This window comes from Marinomonas lutimaris (genome assembly GCF_019426345.1).
GTDB lineage: Bacteria > Pseudomonadota > Gammaproteobacteria > Pseudomonadales > Marinomonadaceae > Marinomonas > Marinomonas lutimaris.
This window is the reverse complement of the sequence record NZ_JAHLLW010000001.1, coordinates 17,736-39,906: the sequence shown is the minus strand read 5'-3', so window position 1 is coordinate 39,906 and position 22,171 is coordinate 17,736. Positions and strand designations below refer to the sequence as shown.

The window sequence follows — 22,171 nt, the reverse complement described above, 5'->3', positions numbered from 1 at the left end:
TGTCGTCGGCATGTGTAATGTAACAATTTGCAAACAGGTAAGCTGGTGGCGGTTTAAAGCTTGAGTCGGCTTGCATTCTGCTGCATATTTGAACAATGTTAAATTAGGTGGTGATGGTTTTATCTTCATAATAGAAGAGAGGAGAAGCGAATTTCATGATAGGAGTCCAACGATTTTTGCACTCGTGTCTTTTGGGGTTTGTGTTCTTGTTCCTGCCATCCGTTCGAGCCGAAGAAATTGTTCTTCATACCATTCATTTGCCTCCGCACATTATTGATTCCGCTGAGTTGTCTCCCCCTGCGAATTTTGAAGATGCCGAAGATGTTTATGGTTTTGATGTGGATATTTTACGGGCCGCATACGCAACGCAAGGCGTAAAAGTTCGAATTGAATTAACGCCCTGGAAGCGAATTATGCGAGACGTTGAGGCGGGGTTGGTGCTGGGAGCTGTGTCTTGTCGTCGACTTCCAGTACGTGAGAAGTTCGCGTTGTATTCAACGCCTCTTAGTCATTCTGCTAATGCCTTTGTAACGCGTCGTTCTTTTTTAGACGGTTATGCTACAACCTTGGCGATACTAAACAAATTTCATGTGTCAGCAGTCAATGGTTGGGCGCAAACGTCTATATTGGAAAGCGCTAAAATTCCTTTTGCTTCGGTCTCAGGATTAGAGCAAGGAATCAAACTCATATTGCGCCGTAATAAAGACATTTTTATGACCGAACGTGATAGTGCGATGTTTGCGGCAAAACGTATGGGCGTAATGGATCAGTTAAGTTTTTATGATGTTGCAGGTGTCGGGGCGGATTATTATGCGGTCTGTTTTAGCAAAAAGTACCCAGATGCAGAAAAGTGGCGAGATGTATTAAATAAAGGCTTAAAAGAATTGGATGAAAGCGGCAAAAGAGATGAAATATTCAAGCGATATGGAATTTCTTCTGAGCTTAATTAGCCGTTTAGTTATCGTGAGGGATTATGTTACCACTGCGCAAGCGTCTATCTTACAAACAAGCTAAATGGGCATTAGTGCTGATATTGTTGCTTAGTCTATCGATGAGTGCTTTGCAAATTTTTGTCGATTGGCAAGAGGAGAAGGCCACTATTCAATCCCAAGTAATGTCGACATTGTACATTGCCGAGAATGCGGCCACGGAAGCGGCCTATTTATTGGATGAGGGCTTAGCCAAAAAAGTACTTACAGGACTGATGCGTTCGGGGAGTTTTTATAAAACGCGTTTGGAAGATGATTTGGGTAATGAGTTGGCAAGTACATATCGTCCTTTGCAGCCTATGTTTCTGCGGGGCTTATCTGAAAAAGTCTTTAAGGAATTGCCGCAGGACTTCCGGCTGACGTTAATGCGGAATGCTCATTTGTCTGTGGGAACCGTTATAGTCTCGATTGATAGCGGTGCGGTAACGAATGCTTTCTTACGTCGTAATATCCGCTTAATTAGCACTTCGCTTTTGTCGGCGTTTCTACTCGGCGCTGCCATGTTTATTCTCTTTTATTTGCAAATATCTCGACCTCTTTCTCGACTAATTGATCAGTTGAGTTGGTTAGAAAAAGACGGTAACGATCCTGTTCAACTGCAATTTAAGCAAACCGCTCGAGAAGATGAGTTGGGGATTTTAGCTCGTACTATTACTGCACTTTGGCATAAACGGCGAAAGGTCGAAACTGAGCTGGCAAAAAGCGAAGCCTATTTTAAAGCTGTTTTACATCAGTCTAGTGAGAGTATGTTGCTGGCTAACCTAAAGGGTCAAATTCTCGACTGCAATGGCGAGGCGTGTCGATTATTGGCTTATGATAAATCCGCTTTGTTGACGTTAAAAATCCAACAGATCGATTTTGATCATACACCGGAGCGATTGAAAGAGTGGGCCGAAAGATCTCAAGGTGAGGCTAAAGTTTATGAGACTAACTATCGTCGAAGTAATGGCATCGATTTCCCGGTTGAAGTGTGTGGAAACATTATTACTTTGGATCATGAAGCGCATTTCTTGGCGTCTTTTCGAGACATTACGCAACGAAAATTAGATCAAGAACAGGTTCAGTTTTTGGCCTATTACGATGCTCTGACCAATTTGCCAAATCGACGATTTTTAAATCAGAATATTGAAAATGTCATCACCACCGCACAGGATAATGATCATGTTGGTGGCTTGTTGTTTATCGACTTAGATCGCTTTAAAAGCATTAATGATTCCATGGGACATCATGTTGGTGATGCCCTTTTGGTTGAAACCTCAAAACGCCTTATGGCCTGTTTGTCGGAAGCGGATATTGCGGTTCGAATGGGCGGCGATGAGTTTGTGTTATTGATTCCTATGTTGGGAAGGACGTTCGAAGAAGCACAAAGCAAAGTGACTTTGTTGGCGGAAACCTTGTTGTCACAGTTGTCTAAGGTGTTCCGTTTAGAGCAAACTGACTTATTTATATCTGCGAGCATTGGCATCAGCCTGTTTCCGTTTGAGGGGGCGAACGATGCCCAGATTTTACGCCAAGCCGATACTGCCATGTATGAAGCTAAGGAAAGTGGTCGTAATGCTTACCGTTTTTATCGACAAGAAATGCAACAGCAGGTTGCCGAGCGAGCTAAGTTGGAAAAAGCCTTACACAGCGCGATTGGCAACAATGAGTTTTACTTGGAGTATCAGCCACAAGTAAACCAAGACGGACAATTAATAGGTTTCGAAGCGCTTATTCGTTGGTTTAATGATGAGCTTGGATTAGTGCCACCCAATCGATTTATTCCAGTCGCTGAAGAGGTCGGTTTAATTTATGGTGTTGGTAATTGGGTGTTAGACAATGTTTGTCAGCAATTAAAGGCGTGGCAAGATATTGGCCTTCCGCCGACTTTTAAAGGCGTGGCAATAAACATCAGTCCGTATCAGTTTGTTAAGGAGAGCTTTGTTGAAAGCGTCTGCGATGTTATCGCTCGCTCTGAAGTTGATTCAAGCTTGCTCGATTTAGAAATCACCGAAGGTATGTTGGTCGAAAATATTGCTTCTGTTGCTGAAAAAATGTGGCAACTCAAAGAACACAATATACGTTTTTCCATAGATGACTTTGGCACGGGCTATTCTTCATTGCGTTATTTGCAGCACTTTCCTATTACGCAATTAAAGATCGATCAATCGTTTGTACGTGATTTAACGAGCGATCCACAGAGCCATGTGATCATTAATACAATCGTGTCTATGGCGACGCATATGAACTTATCAGTACTGGCTGAAGGCGTAGAGCATCAAGTAGAAAAGGACATTCTGGAAAACATGGGCTGCTCGAAATATCAGGGTTATTTCTTTTCTAAACCTGTAAAAGCCGACACTGCAACACAATATCTCTCTGGCGATATCACGTTTCCATTGCAGTCCCAAAACGCTTAATAGCAAGAATGGCGTTAAATGTCAGTCATTGTGCGCGTTTTTGCGCCTTACAAGCTTCTTTGACTCTGCGATTATCTATTCACAATAAAAATAAGGAGAAGCAAGGTGAAGAAACTGATTGGTGTTGGAATAGTTGCCGCTATGGCGCTTAGTTCAGGTGCGCAAGCATCGGGCGATGTTTTGGCAGGGAAGTGGATATTGCAAGACGCAGATAGCACGCAGGCCAAGTTGGACGAAGCGGTTGAAAATGTGGCGCAAGAGATGAATTTTTTTATTCGTGCTTTGGCGCGACCTGTGTTGAAAAAGCAAACGCAAATTTGTCAGCAATGGACTTTAGGTTGGCAAACCGAACAGTTCCAGTGGCAGTGTGACGATGCTAAAGCCGATAACATACCGCTTACCGCTAATGGCGAAGTGATTAAGAAAGACGAAGAAGATATTGAGATATCAGGCACCTACCAGCAAACAGCTGATTCCGTGGTGGTGATTCTTGAGTCCGAGCGAGGTAAACGCACCAATACTTGGAAACAAGTAAGTGATGATGAATTGCTGTTCACAGTGAAGTTAGAATCTGAAAAACTACCGACACCTTTGACATGGTCCTTATCCTATAAAAAAGAGTAACTCTTTTGCTAAGCCGTTTCTCTTAAGGTGACTAATAAGAAAGCCCCAATAGATGCCTATTGGGGCTTTCTTGTGGGCTTTGCCTTTCTATTAACGCTTCACAGCACCTGTTGGAGCGAATTTAGCGCCATCAAGTGGTGAATTCTTTTGGATATATTCCACTAGAACGTCTGCATCTACATAACCTGAGTTAACGTAGTTTGGATGATCCACGATTTTTGGGTAACCATCACCGCCTGATGCAGAGTAGTTATTCATCGCGATGCGGTAAGTTTTACCTGCGTCTAGCGCTTTACCGTTCACCATGATGTTAGTCGCTTTGTCATCTTTTAGTGTCAGAGCGACACCGCTGAACTGAGCAAATGCGCCAGTTCCCGCTTGTTTCGCTGCAATAGCAGAAAGATAATCCGTTAGCTCATCAGCCGTGAAATCAACATACGACACCATGTTGCCGAAAGGCTGAACTTTCAAAACGCTTTTATAAGTAACGACACCTTTTTCTAAGTTGTCACGGATACCACCAGAGTTCATGACGCCTATGTCCGCATTCACTTTTTGCTTCATTGCTAGAGCAATCAAGTTACCTAAGTTGGTTTCTTGAGTACGAACGATATCGCGGTCACCAACAAAATCTGTATTAGAGAAGCCAATCTCGATATTAAGCTCTTTCTGACCTTTTTCTTGGAATGGCGTTAACATCTCAAGCATGGTTGGATCTTGGACTATCTCGTCTTCGATGAAAACACGCTCAGATTTGCCATCAGCATTGGTGACTTTTTTCTTCAAGTTAACTGGAATAAGTTTGTATTGAGACCAAACAATCGCGCCATTTTTGTAGACGAAGTCTAGGCGGCCAACGTATTTGCCCCATTCGTGCGCTTGTAGAATTAGGGTGCCGTTTTGTTCGTCAGGCTGGAACAGAGGATTTTGTGAGTGACCGCCCACAATTACATCAATACCAGGAACAGTGCGGGCTAGCGTTACATCGCCAGGTGCATTGCCGCCGTAGTTACCATCTTGGTAATGCCCCATGTGAGTGACCGCAATGACTAGGTCAGCTTTTTTACGGAGTTCAGGAATCAGTTTTTTCGCGACAGTAATAGGAGATTCGATCTTGATGCCATCTAGGAACTCAGGGTTACCTAGCTTAGCCGTGTCGTCTGTAGTGAATCCAACAACCGCTATTTTTAGGTCATCAACTTGGAAAATTTTATAGGCGTCAAACAAAGGTTTGCCTGTTTTCGCATCTAAAATGTTGGCAGAAAGGAAAGGGAAGCCAGCCCATTCTTGTTGCTTCTTCAGTACAGAAAGTGGATTGTCGAACTCGTGGTTACCCAACGCCATCGCATCGTACTTGAGCATTTTCATGCCGCGGAAATCTGGCTCGGCGTCTTGTAGATCAGATTCAGGTACACCCGTGTTGATGTCACCACCGGATAACAACAAAGAGTTACCATCGTCTAGCGCTACTTCTTCACGAATGTTATCGATCAAGGTTTTACGAGCGGCCATGCCGTATTCGCCCTTGTCGTTCTGCCAGAAACGACCGTGATGGTCATTAGTGTGTAAGATGGTGACTCGATATTCTTTGTCTTCTTTCCAATCTGGCTTTTGTGGCCCCATAATAGAGCATGCTGTCACAGATAATGCGACACCAGTAATGGCCAGTTGCGTGATAAAACGCTTGGTAAATTTCATGGTTTGATTCCTTTACATGATATTAGTCGGCAGTTTTTCGATTCGAGATAACCAAATGCCACTATGGAGTCGCTTTTTTGATTACAGTTCTCAAAATGTATCTCAAATTTGTGACAAGTTCGAGAGACTGTGCAGTAATTTTGACCATTTGTGCAAAAACCTGACGTTTTTCACAAAAAAAAGCCTGCCGCAGTGAAATACATTCTGTGGCAGGCTTGCTTAAAAGTGTCTAACCGTTAGCTTTGTGAGCGATTAAAGATCCAGACGTCGGCCAGATTCCTTGTCAAAGGCAACCGCTTTGGACGTATCAAACATCATTTTGATGATTGAGCCAGCATCCGCTGGGTACATTGGGTTAGAGCGACAGTTGATTTCGGCATCGTTAACACGAGTCAAAATCATGGTGTCAGCACCCATTGGCTCAGTCACTTCGACTTCGACATCTGTCGTTGTCACAAAAGGCTGACCTTCTTTGTGCGGCTGAGGCTCAGTGATCATTTCAGGGCGCAAGCCAAGTAGGATGGTTTTGCCTACGTAATCTTTTAGTGATTCTGGTTTTGGGAATGGCAGTGCAACGGTTGTGCTGGTGGCCAGTTCCAACATAGGTACGCCACCTTGTTCGACGACCTTGGTTGGAATGAAGTTCATCGCTGGTGAACCCATGAAGCCTGCAACGAACAAGTTCGCTGGGTTGTCGTAGATTTCTTGTGGTGTACCAAGTTGTTGAACTTGCCCATCTTTCATTACCGCGATGCGATCCGCCAGTGTCATGGCTTCGATCTGATCGTGGGTTACGTAAACGATGGTTGTGCCCAGCTTTTTATGTAGCTTCTTGATCTCTGTACGCATCTCTACGCGCAATTTAGCGTCTAGGTTAGACAATGGCTCATCAAACAAGTAAAGCTGAGGGCGACGCGCTAAGGCGCGCCCCATGGCAACACGTTGACGCTGACCACCAGACAATTGCGCTGGTTTACGGTCTAGCAAATGGCTAATTTGTAAAAGCTCGGCGACGCGCTGTACTTCCACGTCACGCTCTTCTTTTGGCACTTTGCGCATTTCCAAACCGAAAGAGATGTTTTGCTCTACGGTCATATTTGGATACAAGGCGTAAGACTGAAACACCATCGCGATATCACGATCTTTTGGGCTAGTGTAAGTCACGTCTTTGTCGGCGATTAGAATGCGGCCTTCAGTGACGTCTTCAAGACCGGCAATTGAGTTCATCAGCGTGGATTTACCACAACCAGATGGGCCAACCAAAATCAGGAATTCACCTGCTTTGATAGAAATATTGATGCCTTTTAAGATCTCAGTCTCGCCGTAGCGTTTTTTAACATTATCAATGACTAGGTTTGCCATGTTATTACTCCGAATTTTTTAGTTCACTCGTACTGTGTTAGGTAAAAAGGCACGAGTGCATTTTGTCTTTATCGATGTTCGCTAGGTTGCTTAGCAGCGTTATTAGCCTTTTACCGCGCCAGCTGTTAAGCCTCGGACGAAGTATTTTCCTGCAAACACGTAAACGGCCAGTGTTGGTAGAGCGGCGATAATGGCTGCGGCCATATCGACGTTGTATTCCTTGCCACCGAAGCTGGTGTTTACCAAGTTGTTCAAGGCAACCGTTACTGGTTGAGTGTCAAAACCAGAGAACGCCACACCAAATAAGAAGTCATTCCAAATCTGCGTAAACTGCCAAATCACTGTTACCACAATAATAGGCGTAGAAACGGGCAAAATGATGCGGTAAAAAATGGTAAAGAAGCCAGCGCCATCTAGGCGAGCCGCTTTTACCAATTCACCAGGAATAGACTGGTAGAAGTTACGGAAGAACAAAGTCGTAAATGCCACACCGTAAACCACGTGCACGAAGACTAAACCTGAAGTGGTATTGGCAATACCTAACCAGCCTAGTGTTTGTGCCATTGGCAACAAAATAACTTGGAACGGAATGAAACAACCTACAAGCATCGCCGCAAAGAAAAAGTCACTACCACGGAATTTCCATAGGGAAATAACATAACCATTAATGGCGCCCACTAAAGTAGAAATCGCCACTGCCGGTAACACGATTTGAAACGAGTTCATGAAATAAGGCGAAATACCACCACAACTACTACCTGTACAAGCGCTTGACCACGCTTTTGACCAAGAGTCGAAATGCAAGGAAGCAGGCAAAGAAAGTAGCGTACCTGTACGAATTTCTTCAACGTCTTTTAGGGAAGTAATCAACATGACGATAAACGGCATCAGATAAAACGCCGCAACGACGATTAGTACAGTGTACAAGGCAACGCGTAATAGTTTGTCTAGGCCAGACGTTTTACGGCCAACGGCATTTTTACTTGTAGAATTAAGGTTACTCATGGCGTTTACCTCGCAATTCAGAGTACAAATAAGGAACCAAAATCGCCAATACACAACCTAGCATCACCATAGCAGACGCCGAACCTAAGCCGATTTGGCTACGAGTAAATGTGTAGGTATACATGAAGTTAGCTGGCAAATCAGATGCATAACCTGGTCCGCCATTGGTCAATGCCGCGACCAAGTCGAAACTCTTAATGGCAATGTGCGACAGAACAACCAAGGCGCTAAAGAATACTGGCTTCAAAGAAGGCAGAATAATACGACGGTAAGTGGTAAATGTGCTGGCACCATCAAGGTGTGCCGCTTTGATAAGATCGCCGTCAACACCACGCAGGCCAGCTAAGAACAGCGCCATAACGAACCCAGATGCTTGCCAAACAGCCGCGATAACCAAACAGTAAATAACCATATCTGGATTGATCAACCAGTCGAACTTGAAGTTTACAAAACCAAAGTCGATCATCATTTTTTCTAAACCGTTGGTCGGATTAAGCAACCATTTCCAAGCGGTACCTGTCACGATGAAGGAAATCGCCATTGGGTAAAGATAAATAGTACGGATCGCGCCTTCAGCACGAATTTTTTGATCCAAGAAAATAGCTAAGGTAACGCCAAGGAACAAACAGATGCCAATAAACAGGCCGCCGAAAATACCAAGGTTGGATAGGGCTACCATCCAGCGGTCGTTGTTGAATAGGCGCTCGTATTGTTCGAAGCCGACAAAATTGTACGACGGCAACATGCGAGAACCAGTGAAAGAGAGTACGGCTGTCCAAATCATATAGCCGTAAATGCACACTAAGGTAACCAGTACCGTTGGTGCCATGACGATTTTAGGCATCCAATCGGCCAAGCTTAGGCGCGCAGGACGTCCTGACTGAGTCTGTCCTGACCCAGAATTGGCGGCTTTAGTATTCATAGTTGATGCTTCACTATTCGGAGGTATTAAGACGAGGCTGACCAGATGCCAGCCTCGTATGTTTACTGCAAACGAGGACTTTGCAGATTTAGATATTACATACTTGCTTTAACAGCACGAGCTAGCTTGTCTACTGCTTCTTTAGACGTCATAGACTCGTCATTGAAGAAGTTAGTCACTACGTCAAAGATAGCGCCTTGAACCATAGAGTTCACAGCCATGCCGTGAGCCATACTTGGTACTAGGTTGCCAGTCGTTGAGCTTGCTAGGAACGCATCCATTGAAGAATGTGCACAAGTATCAAACTTATCGCGAGGCATATTCAAGCGAACTGGAATAGAGCCTTTGTTCAAGTTGAATGTTTCTTGGAACTTAGGTTCAAGAATCAAACGCGCAAGGTCTTTTTGAGCCGCTTGCTTGTCTTTGCCATCCACTTTAAACATGGCTAGAGAGTCGATGTTGAAAGTAAAAGAACCGCTTGTGCCTGGCGCTGGGTAACAAACGTAATCGATGCCGGCTTTTTTGCCTGCTGCCGTGAACTCGCCTTTCGCCCAGTCCCCCATGATTTGCATTGCTGCATCACCATTGATAACCATAGACGTTGCGATGTTCCAATCGCGACCAGAGAAACCTGGATCAACGAACTCGCGCATTTTCTTGAAAGTATCAAACACGTCAATCATGTCTTGGCTACGAAGGGTTTTGTCAGACAATCCGATAAACGCGCTGTTGTAGAATTTAGAACCTTTAGACAAAGCGATTGCTTCGAACAAAGTAGCGTCTTGCCAGTTTTGGCCACCATGAGCGAGTGGTGTGAAACCAGCTGCTTTGATCTTTTTCGCTTCAACAATGAATTGTTCCCAAGTAGTTGGGATAGACGCGCCTGATTTACGGAATACTTCAGGGTTAGCCCACATCCAGTTTACACGGTGAACGTTTACTGGAGCCGCTACGTAGTGGCCGTCGTACTTCATTACGTTACTAACAACTTGAGGAAGGATAACGTCCCACTCGCCCGCTTTAGCAACATCATCAAGATTTGTTAGGAAGCCTAAATCACCCCATTCTTGAATGGTTGGGCCTTTGATTTGAGCGGCAGAAGGAGGATTGCCAGAAATAGCACGAGATTTTAGAACTGTCATGGCAGATTCACCACCGCCACCAGCGACTGCAAAGTCTTTCCAAGTGTGGCCAGCTTCTACCATTTCTTCTTTAAGTACATTGATCGCAGCGGCTTCGCCACCTGATGTCCACCAATGTAGAACTTCTACTTCACCAGCCTGAGCAGTAGCCGCGGCTAGAGAAAGTGCAACTGTGGTTAAACCGAAAGCAATTTTTTTCATGATAGGAACCTTTGTTATTGTTATATCATCCAATCAAAGACATTTTATAGACTTTGATGTCGCGTTATTTTTTATGTCGACTTCGCTTCCTGAAGGTCAGCTTAAGCGAGTGTTCGAGTTACTGAATTTAGCAAAGGATTTGACAAGGGAGGGTAAAGTAGAGCAACCAATTGTAACAAAGTCTTGCAAGAATGCTTTTTGGCGTGACCTTTGTTTGCTTTTTACATGCCTATTTATTTCGTTTTTAGATCACTAAACAAGTCGCCTTGATGGCTCAAAATCAATGTCTTGGTAACCATAGTTTGGCTTCTAAGCCTTGTTGTATATGGTTACTCAAGGTGACTTCACCACCGTGAGCGCGGGCAATGTTTCGTGCAATGCTTAATCCTAATCCCATGCCGCCAGGGTGTCCTGAATGATCTGGTGTGAGACGTGTATAAGGCTGAAAAACTTTGTCCATTTTATCTATCGGAATACCTGGCCCTTGGTCACAAACACGAATACAGACTTCATCTTCATCGTCTTCAATGTACACAATGGCCGTTTTTCCGTAATACAAGGCATTGTCGACAAGGTTGCCAAGGCAGCGCTTTATAGCAAGAGGTTTACCAATAAAAGGGTGCTGTAACTCACCTACCACGGTTAGTGTGATGCCGTGTAAGTTCGCTGTGGATTGCATGTCCCTGAGCATTCTAGAAATGTTTACTTCAATACGATTTTCATGAATATCGGTTTCTTTTACGCTCTGTAGAGCGCCTTTTACCAACATATCCAAATCTTCAAGATCACGGATCATGGCATCACGAGTATCGTCTTCGTCCAACATTTCAGCGCGCAGCCGTAAGCGAGTGATGGGGGTTTTTAAATCGTGGGATATTGACGCAAACAGCCTTTCCCTATCATTGAGATAACGTTGAATACGCCGTTGCATATCGTTAAAGGCTTTAGCTGTATTACGCACTTCAACACTGCCTACTTCTTTTATGGGTTTCCAATCACCTTGACCAAAACGTTCTGCAGCTCGCGCCAAGGTAGCCAGTGGACGAGTGACGCGTCTTAATATGATGATGCTAAGAAGTAGCACAGTCACCACAGACATTGCCATGGAAAACAAACGGTCGCCAGTTAGCGCTGAGTTACCATCCAGAAAATACGGATCTGGCATAAGGCTCGCCAAATACAGCCAATCTTTGTCGTTGATGGGGATTTGAATAACAATGATCGGTGGCGTAAGAGGTTTGACCAATAAACTGTGGTGCCCCCAACGTTCGGGCAAGTCTACAAGGCGTATCTGGTTGTTGATAACATGCAAATCACTTGGGCTGGAAAAGGCAATTTTGGCATTATGGATTCCCAGCTGTTTAATCAAAGTCGACTGAACTTCATTTTTGACGATGTCTTTAAGCGCAGAATCAGGGATGTTATTGATACGAATTTCTTCTTTGTTTAGTGTTACAAAGAAGCGCGTACCACCCATATCTTGCAATTGATCGATGACAATATGGCGATAATTGGTTGGTAAAGAGGTGAAATAGCTGACGGTCGCGGCGATACGAAATGCCATGTGTTTAGACACTTCTCGCACGTTTTCTTCGGTATCGGATTCCAGTTGGCGCAACCAGATTGTTGAACTGATGAACTGGGCGCTGGCAACACCCAGCGCCATGATGATTAGAATTTGCCCCGTAAGCGATTGTGACCAGCGCTTAATCCGTGAGCGTTTACTGATCGGTGTATTAACGGGCATCACTAATGGCTTCGACGCTAGCGGTTAATATATAACCTTGACCACGAATGGTTTTGATCAACTGTGGTTGGCGAGCATCTTCGCGTAATCGTTGACGCAAGCGGCTAACATGGACATCGATGAAGCGATCCAGTGGGGCGCTGTCGCGTCCACGCGTGTTTTCGGCGATAAGTTCGCGGGTGAGCACAGCTCCAGGATGAGTTAAGAACAGCATTAAAAGGTTGTAATCTGCGCCGGATAACGACTCTTTTTCGTCTTTAAAGTGCAGTTCACGCGACAGCGTATCTAAAGTAAATTGCGCAAAGCGATAGAAACGATGAGCAACCGGTGCAGCTTCGATGACTTCGGTGTGTTCCATACGACGCAAAATAGCCTTAATCCGAGCCAAAAGCTCTCGCGGATTAAAGGGCTTTGCAAGATAGTCATCAGCACCAATCTCTAAGCCGATAATGCGATCCATTTCATCGGAATTTGCCGTCAGCATGATAACCGGAACTTGTGACTGCGTTCGTAGAGAGCGACAAACCGCAAAACCATCTTGCCCTGGTAGCATGATGTCTAAAATGACAAGGTCAACGTCTTGCTCAGCTCGAAAATTGGCTAAAAAAGCTTCACCAGAATCGGCTGTTAGCACCGTAAACTGATGTTTTTCTAAGTAAGTTTTGAGCAGGGAGCGAATCTCGTCGTCATCGTCTACAACATAGATACATTTTGCGTTGGTCATTATCTTGCTCAGTGGAAGGTTAAGGTCTGTTAGTTATTATAAGAAAGTAATTATAAAAATTGTTATGTAGGCTTTGAGTCTAGCAAGAAACTTACAGTGAACCAATTGCCCATAATAAGCTTGAGAGAAATAGCCTTTAAATAAATTAAATTGATTTAATGCTTTCTCCCCTGCATAATTTTTCGCCTAATATTATTTTATCAGCGTAGCTTAGTCTGCGAATCAACAAGAGAACACAATAATGACAACAAAAGTAATGGCGTTCGGCGAAGCCTTGATCGATTTCCTTTCTAATGGAGCAACTAAAGCGGGAGAGCTTGAATCTTTTACTAAATTTCCTGGCGGTGCGCCAGCGAACGTTGCCGTTGCTGTGGCTCGCTTAGGTGGCAATAGTCACTTCGTCGGCCAAGTAGGTGACGATGCGTTTGGTCATTTCTTAAAAGAGTCTCTTGATGGCTACGGCGTCAATACGAGCAATATGCTGATGACCAAAGAAGCCAAAACAGCGCTGGCGTTTGTCAGTTTAGATCAAACTGGCGAGCGTAGCTTTGAATTTTATCGTAGCCCTTCTGCGGATATTCTGTTCCGCGAAAGTGATTTTGATGCGACTTGGTTTGCAGACAGCAAAGGTGTGTTCCATACTTGTTCTAACACTCTGACCGATGCAGATATTACTAAGGCTACTTTGGCGGGTGTGAGCATGGCTCGTGCGTCGAATTGGATCGTGAGTATCGATGTAAACTTGCGCATGAACCTTTGGCCAAACGGGCAAGTGGATACAAAACGCGTCATCGATTGGATGCAAAGCGGTGATGTGGTGAAAGCCAGCCTAGAAGAGTTGACTGTATTAGCAGAAGATCCATTTGCGCTAATTGAGCAGTCTCTTGCTGCTGGCGTGACTTTGTTCGTGTTAACTGATGGCGGCAACTCAATTCGTTTTTATACCGCGACTCATGGCGTAAGCGAAGTAATTACGCCAAAAGTTGAAGTGAAAGATACCACAGCGGCAGGTGATGCTTTTGTTGGCGGTTTGCTTTATAAACTGGCAGAACAAGGTGGTGATCGTGCTGCGTTATCTGCTTTAGCCAAACAACAGCTAGTGGATATTGTGCGCTTTGCTGCAGCGTGTGGTGCGAATTCTGTGACGAAATTGGGGGCGTATCCTTCTTTGCCCTCCTTGAGTGAAGCACAAGTGCAGTTAAGCCAGTTTTAAGTAAGGCGCGTTCTGCTTAGATTTTGGTAAAACGGTTAAGAGAATATTAAGTCTATTTATACTAACAAGAAGCGTGGCTAGCCACGCTTTTTTTATGTCTAAAAAAAGCCCTTTAATTGAGTAAAAATAAAGAATTAAAGAAGCGTTAGTTGGTTGAAAATTGTTCATTAACTTGCTGAATTCATGATGAAAACCTGATTTTGTTGGTTTTTTATACTGTTTGGGTTGTGTAAATAAGATTTGTAATTTTTGGTACATTTACTAAATTTTAAAAATAATTAAGTCAATATTAAGGAGGTGAAGCGCTTGAAGCGCGGGTTTTGTTTGTTAATAATCTAATTCCTTCTTAATCCTTATAGAAGATATGTTTACCTTGTTTCGACCTACGATAATAAAAACAAAGGCGTGCTAGGGTTTTCCCAAGCGGGCCTGTAAGGAGCAATGATGAAAAAATCTCTTTTGTCTGTGGCTGTTGCCCTGACACTTTCCGCAAACGCTGTGCACGCAGCTGACCTCTTGTTTAAGCCTGGTGAAGATTCTCGTTTTAGTTGGAGCAGCTATGAAGCTCTGAAATCTACCAAGCTGTCTGGTGAAACTGTTTCTATTTTTGGTCCTTGGACTGGTGACGAAAAAACTAATTTTGAGCGAGTGGTTGCTTACTTCGAAGAAGCCACAGGCGCCAAAGTGAAATACGCTGGTTCTGATTCTTTTGAACAACAAATCGTTATTGATACTCAAGCGGGCAGCGCTCCTAATATTTCTGTTTTCCCTCAACCAGGTTTGGCAGCAGATTTAGCGGCAAAAGGCTTTTTAACGCCACTTAGCGATACTGTAAAAGATGGCGTGAAAAAAGATTACGCAGCGGGCCAGTCTTGGGTGGACCTAGCGACCTTTAAAGACAAGAAAGGTGAAAAAGAATTTTACGGTGTTTTCTATCGTGCAGATTTGAAGTCATTGGTTTGGTATTCACCAGATAACTTTGAAGATGCTGGTTACGAAGTTCCTGAAACCATGGAAGACTTAAAAGCTTTAACCAAACAGATCGTCGCAGACGGTGGAACGCCTTGGTGTATTGGTTTGGGTTCTGGTGCGGCGACAGGTTGGCCAGCAACTGACTGGGTTGAAGATTTACTACTTCGTACACAGCCAGCGTCGGTTTATGATAAATGGGTAACTAACGAAATTAAGTTTGATGATCCACGCGTAGTGGGCGCCATCGAAGAATTTGGTTGGTTTGCTCGTAATGACAAGTTTGTTGATGGTGGTGCAGGCGCTGTAGCGTCTACTGACTTCCGCGATAGCCCTAAAGGCTTGTTCCAATCTCCGCCTAAATGTTACCTGCATCGTCAAGCGTCGTTCATTCCTGCGTTTTTCCCTGAAGGAACGAAACTGGGTCTAGACGCTGATTTCTTCTACTTCCCATCTTATGCGTCTAAAGATTTAGGTAACCCAGTATTGGGTGCTGGAACCTTGATGAGTGTGACGAATGATTCTAAAGGCGCACGCGCTTTTATCGACTTCATTCGTTCACCAATCGCTCATGAGTTGTGGATGGCGCAAACTGGCTTTATCTCTGCACACTTGAAAGCAAACCCTGAAGTTTACTCAAGTGAAGCGGCGAAAAAACAAGGCGAGATCTTACGCTACGCGACGACGTTCCGTTTTGACGGCTCTGACTTGATGCCAGGTAAAATCGGTGCTGGCTCTTTCTGGACTGGGATGGTTGACTACACTGGCGGTAAAGACGCTAAAGAAGTGGCTCATGACATCCAAAAAACATGGGATGCCTTAAAGTAATTCTTTTAAAAGCCCTAGAGCGCATTCTCGCTCTAGGGCTTTTTGTTTTAAGTAAAGCGGTTGACCGTTTTTAATAGTCACTGTATTAATATTTTGGAGATTCTATGGGACAGCTTGCCTCGGCGTTAGTGACCATGATTCTAGGTGTTATGGGATGTGCCGCGTATTTTTACGGTTCAAATTTCCTTTTAGATAAACTGTTCCCAACCAAAAGTGGCGCTGCTGCTGTTGTCGCTCGTAATTTACGTGTAGCGAACAATATTCGTCCTTGGTTGTTTTTGGGGCCAGCGGTTTTACTACTGACGTTTTATCTTTTCTATCCTGTTATTGATTCTATTCGTTTGTCTTTTTATGGCCGCAGTGGCGAAGAGTTTGTTGGCCTAGCGAACTACAAATGGCTATTTGGTAGCGATGAGTTCTATGAATCTTTTCGTAATAACATGTTGTGGTTAATTGTTGTACCAACGGCGGCAACGTTTTTTGGTTTGATTATCGCGACCATGACAGACCGCATTTGGTGGGGCAATATTGCGAAAAGCTTGATCTTTATGCCGATGGCGATTTCCTTTGTAGGCGCGTCGGTTATTTGGAAGTTTATTTACGATTTTCGTACTGGCGGCGAAGATCAAATTGGTTTGTTAAATGCTTTGGTAGTCTTCTTCGGTGGAGAACCTCAGACATGGCTAACGATTCCGATTTGGAACAACTTCTTCTTGATGGTCATCTTGATCTGGATTCAAACCGGTTTTGCCATGGTTATTTTATCGGCTGCATTACGTGGTATTCCAGATGAAACCATTGAAGCGGCAGTGTTAGATGGCGCCAATGGCTTTCAGATTTTCTACAAAATTATGGTACCGCAAATTTGGGGAACCATTGCGGTGGTCTGGACCACGATTACCATTTTGGTTTTGAAAGTATTTGATATCGTATTGGCTATGACGAATGCTCAATGGGGCACCCAAGTGTTGGCCAACCAGATGTTTAGTTGGATGTTTAATGGCGGTGGCGACTTTGGTCGTGGCGCGGTGATTGCGTTGGTTATTATGGTTCTGGTTATCCCAATTATGGTGTGGAATATTCGCCGCGCTAATGCCGAAATGGAGGGGCGTTAATATGATTACGTCATCTAAACGCACTCCGTTAACTTTTTTAGTTCATGCAACAGTTTTGTTCCTGGTGATTATCTGGACGATCCCGACAGCGGGTTTGTTCATCTCTTCTATTCGAGATAAAAATCAGCTTTCTACGTCTGGCTGGTGGACTGCACTGGCGACCTCAGAGCAGCGCCTTGTGGCGCGTGCCCATGAACCGAAAAAACAAGTTCAAGAGGGTGATCGCTTTGTTATTCGCGGAAACCTATTCGAAGGGGCGCCAGGGGTAATCACTCAATTTGGTTCTAGTTCGTTACGACCGGATGAGTTTGAGGTTGGAACCGTGGCTGAGCTTAAAAAAGGTGAGACTTTGCAAGTCATGGAAAACGGCGACTACGCATTTTCTTCTCCTGTGGAGTGGAAAGGTTCTCGAGGCGACCGTATTTTCTATACGGCCGAGATTCCACCGCGCTTTACCTTAGAAAACTATCGTGAAGTTTTGAATGCCGAAGGTTTGGGTAAGTCGTTTATAAACTCGTTAACCGTCACTATTCCAGCGACTATTATTCCGATTCTTGTCGCGGCGTTTGCGGCTTATGCTTTGGCGTGGATGCGTTTTCCTGGCCGAGCGTTGCTGGTAGCTGCTGTGGTGGGCTTGTTGGTTGTGCCTCTACAAATGTCGCTGATTCCGCTATTGAAAACTTATAACTTGATCGGTGAGTTTTTTGGCGTTGGGTCGAAAACTTACGTGGGGATTTGGTTAGCGCATACGGGGTTTGGTTTGCCGTTGGCGATTTATCTACTGCGCAACTATATTGTTGGTTTACCAAGAGAAATTATTGAGTCAGCGCGTGTTGATGGTGCTTCTGATTTTGATATTTTCCGTAAGATTGTATTACCGCTGTCTTTTCCTGCATTGGCGTCATTTGCCATCTTTCAGTTCCTTTGGGTGTGGAATGATTTGCTGATTGCCATGGTATTCCTTGGTAATGATGCAGAACACATGGTGCTAACGGGCCAGCTTCGTGAATTGTTGGGTTCTCGTGGCGGTAACTGGGAAATCCTGACTGCGTCTGCATTTATTACCATCATTATTCCTTTGTGTGTCTTCTTTGGCTTACAGCGTTATTTAGTACGCGGTTTGTTAGCAGGCTCGGTGAAATAACAAAACCTAGGCAGGTGAGTCGAGCGTTTGCTCCTCACCTAAGGTATGAATTTAGATTGAGGCAGTAGAATCATGGCTGATGTAAAACTCACCAATGTTAAGAAAATTTATTCCAATAATGTTGAAGTATTAAAAGACATCAATTTGGACATCAAGCAGGGCGAATTTATTGTTTTCGTCGGTCCATCCGGTTGCGGTAAATCTACGTTATTGCGGATGATTTCAGGATTAGAAGAAATCTCTGCTGGTACATTGGAAATTGATGGCGTAGTGGTTAATGACGTGCCGCCAGCATTGCGTGGTATTGCGATGGTGTTTCAAAGCTACGCCTTGTACCCGCATATGACGGTGTATGACAACATGGCGTTCAGTTTGCAAATTGCTAAAACAAGTAAAGCTGATATTGACCAACAAGTTCGTAAAGCCGCGGATATGCTGCAATTAACGCCGTATTTAGATCGATTACCTAAGGCGCTTTCTGGTGGTCAGCGTCAACGTGTGGCGATTGGCCGTGCCATTGTGCGTCGTCCGAAAGTCTTCTTGTTTGATGAGCCTTTATCTAACTTGGATGCGGCACTTCGTGTGGCAACACGTATGGAAATCGCCAATTTGAAAGACAGCATGCCTGACTCAACCATGATTTATGTGACCCATGATCAGGTAGAAGCCATGACTTTGGCAGATCGCATCGTATTGTTGTCTGGCGGTGATATTGAACAAGTGGGTTCGCCATTGGAGCTTTATGAGCATCCTGCAAATGTTTTTGTTGCGAAATTTATAGGATCGCCAGCGATGAACATAGTGCCTTGTCGTATTGAACAAACTGGCGCTCAAACCTTGGTGTCTTTGTCGGCTTCTGCGTCTATTCAAACGCCTATCGTGACGGAATCAAGTGAGCAAGCGAAACCTGCCTTCTTTGGTATTCGTCCAGAAGATTTGGTCGTTGTCTCTGCTGAGCAAGAAAGTCTTTTTTCTGGTGACGTATCCTTTGTCGAATCCCTTGGTGAAGCGACTTTACTGTATGTGAAAATCCCTGGCGCAGACGAGATGGTGATTGCCAAGCAAGCTGGTACATTGAACATTAAGCGTGGGGATAAAGTATATTTGTCCGCGCCTGCTGAAAAAATGCATTTGTTTGATGAAAACGAGCAGTCTTATTTACGTAAAGGCTAATAGGCTAGTCAGCCTGTTATTCTTTTAATTGGGCAGTACTTTTTGGGTATTGCTCCACGTTTTATCTTTTTTGGAGAGTCTGATGACAACCAATCTGAACTGGTGGAAAGGTGGGATTATTTATCAAATTTACCCACGTAGTTTTATGGACGCAAATGGCGACGGTATTGGTGATCTAGCTGGTATTACCAGCAAGCTGGATTATGTTGCTTCATTAGGCGTTGATGCTATTTGGCTGTCGCCTATCTTTACTTCTCCAATGAAAGATTTTGGTTACGATGTATCGGATTACTGTGACATCGATCCTATGTTTGGTTCGTTGGCAGACTTTAAAGTCTTGGTTGATCGCTCCCATGAGCTAGGTTTAAAGGTCATGATCGATCAGGTGATTAGCCATTCGGCTGATGTTCATCCTTGGTTCGAAGAAAGTCGTCAAGACAAAACCAATCCGAAAGCCGATTGGTATGTATGGTCTGATCCGAAACCGGATGGTTCTCCGCCGAATAACTGGTTGTCTATCTTTGGTGGCAGTGCATGGAAATGGGACAGCCGTCGTTTGCAGTATTATTTGCATAACTTCTTAGAGTCTCAGCCAGATTTTAACTTCCATAATCCAGACGTTCGTCAGGCGCATTTAGATAATATGCGTTTTTGGCTAGAGCTTGGTGTGGATGGTTTCCGATTAGATACGGTGAACTTCTATTTCCACAGTGAAGGCTTGGAAGACAATCCACCTGTGCCAGCTGGTGAGCCAAAAACCATGGGTGCGCCACACGATAATCCTTACACTTATCAACGACATGTTTATGATTTGAGTCGTCCTGAAAACTTGGACTTCTTAAAGGATTTACGTGCCATGATGGATGAATTCCCAGGCAGCACTATGGTGGGCGAGATTGGTGATGATTTCCCTTTGAAACGTATGGCGGAATACACATCTGGTGGCGATAAGTTGCACATGGCTTATACCTTCGATTTTTTGAATAAGCCACATTCGCCTGAATACATTCGCAAAACCTTGGCGGACATGAATAACATTGTGGGTGATGGTTGGCCTTGCTGGGCGTTATCGAACCATGATGTGGTGCGTTCTCGCACTCGTTGGGGTGCAGACGAAGATGGCAAAGCTTATCCTCTAATCGCGTTAGCGCTGATTTTGTCTCTACGTGGCAGTGTTTGTTTGTATCAAGGTGAAGAACTTGGTTTACCTGAGGCTGAGGTGCCGTTTGAGCGTATTCAAGACCCTTATGGGATTCCGCTATGGCCAGTTTTTAAAGGTCGTGACGGCTGCCGTACGCCGATGGTGTGGGATAAATCGACATTAGGTGGCTTTTCTACGGTTGAGCCGTGGTTGCCTGTTTCTAAAGAGCAGTTGCCATTGAGTGTGGCTGAACAAGAGGCCGATCCTGAGGCTTTGTTGCATAAGGTGCGTCAGCTGATTCATTGGCGTCAGCAACAGCCAGCTTTAATGAATGGCGAATTGTCTCAGCTTGATCTTGGTAATGAGCAATTAATCGCTTTGGTGCGTGAATACGAAGGTTCTCGCCTTCTGGTTGTTTTGAACATGACAGGCGAAGTACAGCAAGCAAGGCTAAATGCTGATGTTGCAGAAGTGATGCAGGGGCATGGTTTTGAATCGACTTTGGATGGTGAGGCATTGACCCTACCAGCTTATCAAGCTTTCTTTGCTAAGCTGCATTAGGTCATAGCCTAGTTCATTGAGCTTTTTAATAGAGCTTTGTCACCTCAAGCCGATTTGCGTTTTGCGTAAATCGGCTTGTTTGTCGAAGCTCTTTTGGTTTGCGAGTAGTTAGTATGACAAAAAACATAAAAAAACTGACTTTAAAAGACGTTGCTGAACGATTAGAAGTCTCCACGGCAACCATTTCAAATGCTTTTAATCGACCAGATCAATTGTCGGCGACTTTGCGCGAAAACATTTTGAGCGAATGCGAGAAAATGGGCTACTTTGGTCCAAACGCCGCCGCACGTAGTTTGCGTACGGGACGCACGGGTATCGTTGGAATTGTACTGTCGGATGATCTTAGTTACAGCTTAACTGATCCTGTTGCGAATCAGTTTCTAAAAGGCATGGCGGAAGTCTTTGAAGCTAACGAATACAATATGTTGCTACTGTCTTCGGATCAAGTGGAGCAAGATGCACAAAGCCGTATGCAATCTTCTATGGTGGATGGCTTTATTGTTTATGGTCACAAACCACAGCAATGTATTAATGCACCTTGGCTGATGCCAAATAAGAACATCATTACCGTCGATAGTTTCATTCCTGGTACGACGTCGGTCAACATTGAAAACCACAGTGGCGCCTATCGAATTGCTAGTCATGCTTTAAAGCATAAGCCTGAAGCCGTGGCTATTTTGGGTTTGAGTCTGCTAGCGACAGATCGCGTGTGCCGCATACGTGAAGACGAATTGTTTGATCGTGCCGCATCCATCTCTATTCAGCGCTTGTATGGTTATTTTCAAGCCTTGGAAGAGCATCAGTTGTCAGTTGCATCCGAGCATATTTGGAATATTCCTGAGAACAACCATAAATTGGCGTATCAGGCCGCCCGTGAAGCTTTGACTATGGCTAAGCGCCCGCAACTATTACTTTGTATGAGTGATTGTATTGCTATTGCAGCGGTGCAAGCCGCCTTGCATTTAGGTTTGCGTGTGCCAGAAGACCTGCAAGTGGTTGGCTTTGATGGTATTGCTGAAAGCGCTAACATTCACCCCTCTATTACGACAATTCACCAGCACACAGTGGAAAAAGGTCGTGTTGCCGCTGAGGTATTTTTAGGGCTGCGAGAGGCCAAAGACGTTGTGCTAGAAACCGAGTTAGTGATTCGCGAGAGCTGTCCATCTGTTGCTGATAGTGTGGAATCCGTACCGGCCGAATCGGTGCTTGCTTAA

The 22,171-nt window shown here is 44.5% G+C and carries 17 protein-coding genes; 10 read left to right on the top strand and 7 right to left on the bottom strand.

Features of this window, described 5'->3' with window-relative positions; genetic code table 11:
- Positions 1–155 precede the first annotated feature (155 nt).
- From KPL72_RS00160 to KPL72_RS00150, 3 genes are all read left to right on the top strand, one after another.
- Positions 156–950 (top strand): substrate-binding periplasmic protein, encoded by a 795-nt coding sequence (locus tag KPL72_RS00160; RefSeq protein ID WP_219701044.1) that lies wholly within the window; start codon positions 156–158, stop codon positions 948–950.
- A 23-nt stretch (positions 951–973) separates the two neighbouring features.
- Complete coding sequence (locus KPL72_RS00155) at positions 974–3,388, top strand: putative bifunctional diguanylate cyclase/phosphodiesterase (protein WP_219701043.1); 2,415 nt, start codon at positions 974–976, stop codon at positions 3,386–3,388.
- Positions 3,389–3,493: 105 nt separating this feature from the next.
- A complete protein-coding gene (locus tag KPL72_RS00150) occupies positions 3,494–4,012 on the top strand; it encodes a hypothetical protein (protein ID WP_212916973.1) in 519 nt (172 codons plus the stop codon).
- A gap of 90 nt (positions 4,013–4,102) precedes the next feature.
- Here KPL72_RS00150 and ushA read toward each other — a convergent pair whose 3' ends face one another.
- The 7 genes from ushA to KPL72_RS00115 all read right to left on the bottom strand — a co-directional run bounded on the left by ushA (position 4,103) and on the right by KPL72_RS00115 (position 12,813).
- Positions 4,103–5,710 carry a bifunctional UDP-sugar hydrolase/5'-nucleotidase UshA gene (gene ushA / locus KPL72_RS00145; RefSeq protein WP_219701042.1) on the bottom strand — a complete coding sequence of 536 codons (1,608 nt, stop codon included), beginning with the start codon at positions 5,708–5,710 and terminating at the stop codon, positions 4,103–4,105.
- Positions 5,711–5,962: 252 nt separating this feature from the next.
- On the bottom strand, positions 5,963–7,072 hold the full coding sequence (locus KPL72_RS00140; RefSeq protein WP_212916971.1) for an ABC transporter ATP-binding protein: 1,110 nt from the start codon (positions 7,070–7,072) through the stop codon (positions 5,963–5,965).
- 102 nt (positions 7,073–7,174) lie between these two features.
- A complete protein-coding gene (locus tag KPL72_RS00135; protein ID WP_212916970.1) occupies positions 7,175–8,077 on the bottom strand; it encodes a carbohydrate ABC transporter permease in 903 nt (300 codons plus the stop codon).
- Positions 8,070–8,999 (bottom strand): carbohydrate ABC transporter permease, encoded by a 930-nt coding sequence (locus tag KPL72_RS00130; RefSeq protein ID WP_212916969.1) that lies wholly within the window; start codon positions 8,997–8,999, stop codon positions 8,070–8,072. The genes KPL72_RS00135 and KPL72_RS00130 overlap by 8 nt, the downstream gene beginning before the upstream one ends.
- 95 nt (positions 9,000–9,094) lie before the next feature.
- Positions 9,095–10,342, bottom strand: coding sequence for an ABC transporter substrate-binding protein (locus KPL72_RS00125; protein WP_212916968.1), 1,248 nt, complete (start codon positions 10,340–10,342; stop codon positions 9,095–9,097).
- 280 nt (positions 10,343–10,622) lie between these two features.
- Complete coding sequence (locus tag KPL72_RS00120) at positions 10,623–12,089, bottom strand: ATP-binding protein (RefSeq protein WP_212916967.1); 1,467 nt, start codon at positions 12,087–12,089, stop codon at positions 10,623–10,625.
- Positions 12,079–12,813, bottom strand: coding sequence for a response regulator (locus tag KPL72_RS00115; protein ID WP_249422026.1), 735 nt, complete (start codon positions 12,811–12,813; stop codon positions 12,079–12,081). Before KPL72_RS00115 ends, KPL72_RS00120 begins: the two co-directional genes overlap by 11 nt.
- Before the next feature lie 241 nt (positions 12,814–13,054).
- Between KPL72_RS00115 and KPL72_RS00110 the strand changes: the two genes are divergently transcribed.
- The 7 genes from KPL72_RS00110 (at position 13,055) to KPL72_RS00080 (ending at position 22,171) form a co-directional block, all read left to right on the top strand.
- Positions 13,055–14,026, top strand: coding sequence for a carbohydrate kinase family protein (locus tag KPL72_RS00110; protein WP_219701041.1), 972 nt, complete (start codon positions 13,055–13,057; stop codon positions 14,024–14,026).
- Between the two features lie 444 nt (positions 14,027–14,470).
- On the top strand, positions 14,471–15,823 hold the full coding sequence (locus KPL72_RS00105; protein ID WP_219701040.1) for an ABC transporter substrate-binding protein: 1,353 nt from the start codon (positions 14,471–14,473) through the stop codon (positions 15,821–15,823).
- A gap of 104 nt (positions 15,824–15,927) precedes the next feature.
- The gene (locus KPL72_RS00100) at positions 15,928–16,938 is read left to right on the top strand and encodes a carbohydrate ABC transporter permease (protein WP_212916964.1); all 1,011 of its coding nucleotides are present in this window, start codon (positions 15,928–15,930) and stop codon (positions 16,936–16,938) included.
- Position 16,939: 1 nt separating this feature from the next.
- A complete protein-coding gene (locus KPL72_RS00095; protein ID WP_219701039.1) occupies positions 16,940–18,082 on the top strand; it encodes a carbohydrate ABC transporter permease in 1,143 nt (380 codons plus the stop codon).
- Positions 18,083–18,154: 72 nt separating this feature from the next.
- Positions 18,155–19,255, top strand: a complete 1,101-nt coding sequence (locus KPL72_RS00090) for an ABC transporter ATP-binding protein (protein WP_219701038.1) — start codon at positions 18,155–18,157, stop codon at positions 19,253–19,255.
- Positions 19,256–19,337: 82 nt separating this feature from the next.
- On the top strand, positions 19,338–20,957 hold the full coding sequence (locus KPL72_RS00085; protein ID WP_219701036.1) for an alpha-glucosidase family protein: 1,620 nt from the start codon (positions 19,338–19,340) through the stop codon (positions 20,955–20,957).
- 113 nt (positions 20,958–21,070) lie between these two features.
- Complete coding sequence (locus KPL72_RS00080) at positions 21,071–22,171, top strand: LacI family DNA-binding transcriptional regulator (protein ID WP_212916960.1); 1,101 nt, start codon at positions 21,071–21,073, stop codon at positions 22,169–22,171.

Excerpts from the sequence above, each read along its gene's own strand:
- KPL72_RS00160 (WP_219701044.1), top strand. The coding sequence starts at position 156 with ATGATAGGAGTCCAACGATTTTTGCACTCGTGTCTTTTGGGGTTTGTG.
- KPL72_RS00155 (WP_219701043.1), top strand. The coding sequence starts at position 974 with ATGTTACCACTGCGCAAGCGTCTATCTTACAAACAAGCTAAATGGGCA.
- ushA (WP_219701042.1), bottom strand. The coding sequence starts at position 5,710 with ATGAAATTTACCAAGCGTTTTATCACGCAACTGGCCATTACTGGTGTC.
- KPL72_RS00140 (WP_212916971.1), bottom strand. The coding sequence starts at position 7,072 with ATGGCAAACCTAGTCATTGATAATGTTAAAAAACGCTACGGCGAGACT.
- KPL72_RS00135 (WP_212916970.1), bottom strand. The coding sequence starts at position 8,077 with ATGAGTAACCTTAATTCTACAAGTAAAAATGCCGTTGGCCGTAAAACG.
- KPL72_RS00130 (WP_212916969.1), bottom strand. The coding sequence starts at position 8,999 with ATGAATACTAAAGCCGCCAATTCTGGGTCAGGACAGACTCAGTCAGGA.
- KPL72_RS00125 (WP_212916968.1), bottom strand. The coding sequence starts at position 10,342 with ATGAAAAAAATTGCTTTCGGTTTAACCACAGTTGCACTTTCTCTAGCC.
- KPL72_RS00120 (WP_212916967.1), bottom strand. The coding sequence starts at position 12,089 with ATGCCCGTTAATACACCGATCAGTAAACGCTCACGGATTAAGCGCTGG.
- KPL72_RS00115 (WP_249422026.1), bottom strand. The coding sequence starts at position 12,813 with ATGACCAACGCAAAATGTATCTATGTTGTAGACGATGACGACGAGATT.
- KPL72_RS00110 (WP_219701041.1), top strand. The coding sequence starts at position 13,055 with ATGACAACAAAAGTAATGGCGTTCGGCGAAGCCTTGATCGATTTCCTT.
- KPL72_RS00105 (WP_219701040.1), top strand. The coding sequence starts at position 14,471 with ATGAAAAAATCTCTTTTGTCTGTGGCTGTTGCCCTGACACTTTCCGCA.
- KPL72_RS00100 (WP_212916964.1), top strand. The coding sequence starts at position 15,928 with ATGGGACAGCTTGCCTCGGCGTTAGTGACCATGATTCTAGGTGTTATG.
- KPL72_RS00095 (WP_219701039.1), top strand. The coding sequence starts at position 16,940 with ATGATTACGTCATCTAAACGCACTCCGTTAACTTTTTTAGTTCATGCA.
- KPL72_RS00090 (WP_219701038.1), top strand. The coding sequence starts at position 18,155 with ATGGCTGATGTAAAACTCACCAATGTTAAGAAAATTTATTCCAATAAT.
- KPL72_RS00085 (WP_219701036.1), top strand. The coding sequence starts at position 19,338 with ATGACAACCAATCTGAACTGGTGGAAAGGTGGGATTATTTATCAAATT.
- KPL72_RS00080 (WP_212916960.1), top strand. The coding sequence starts at position 21,071 with ATGACAAAAAACATAAAAAAACTGACTTTAAAAGACGTTGCTGAACGA.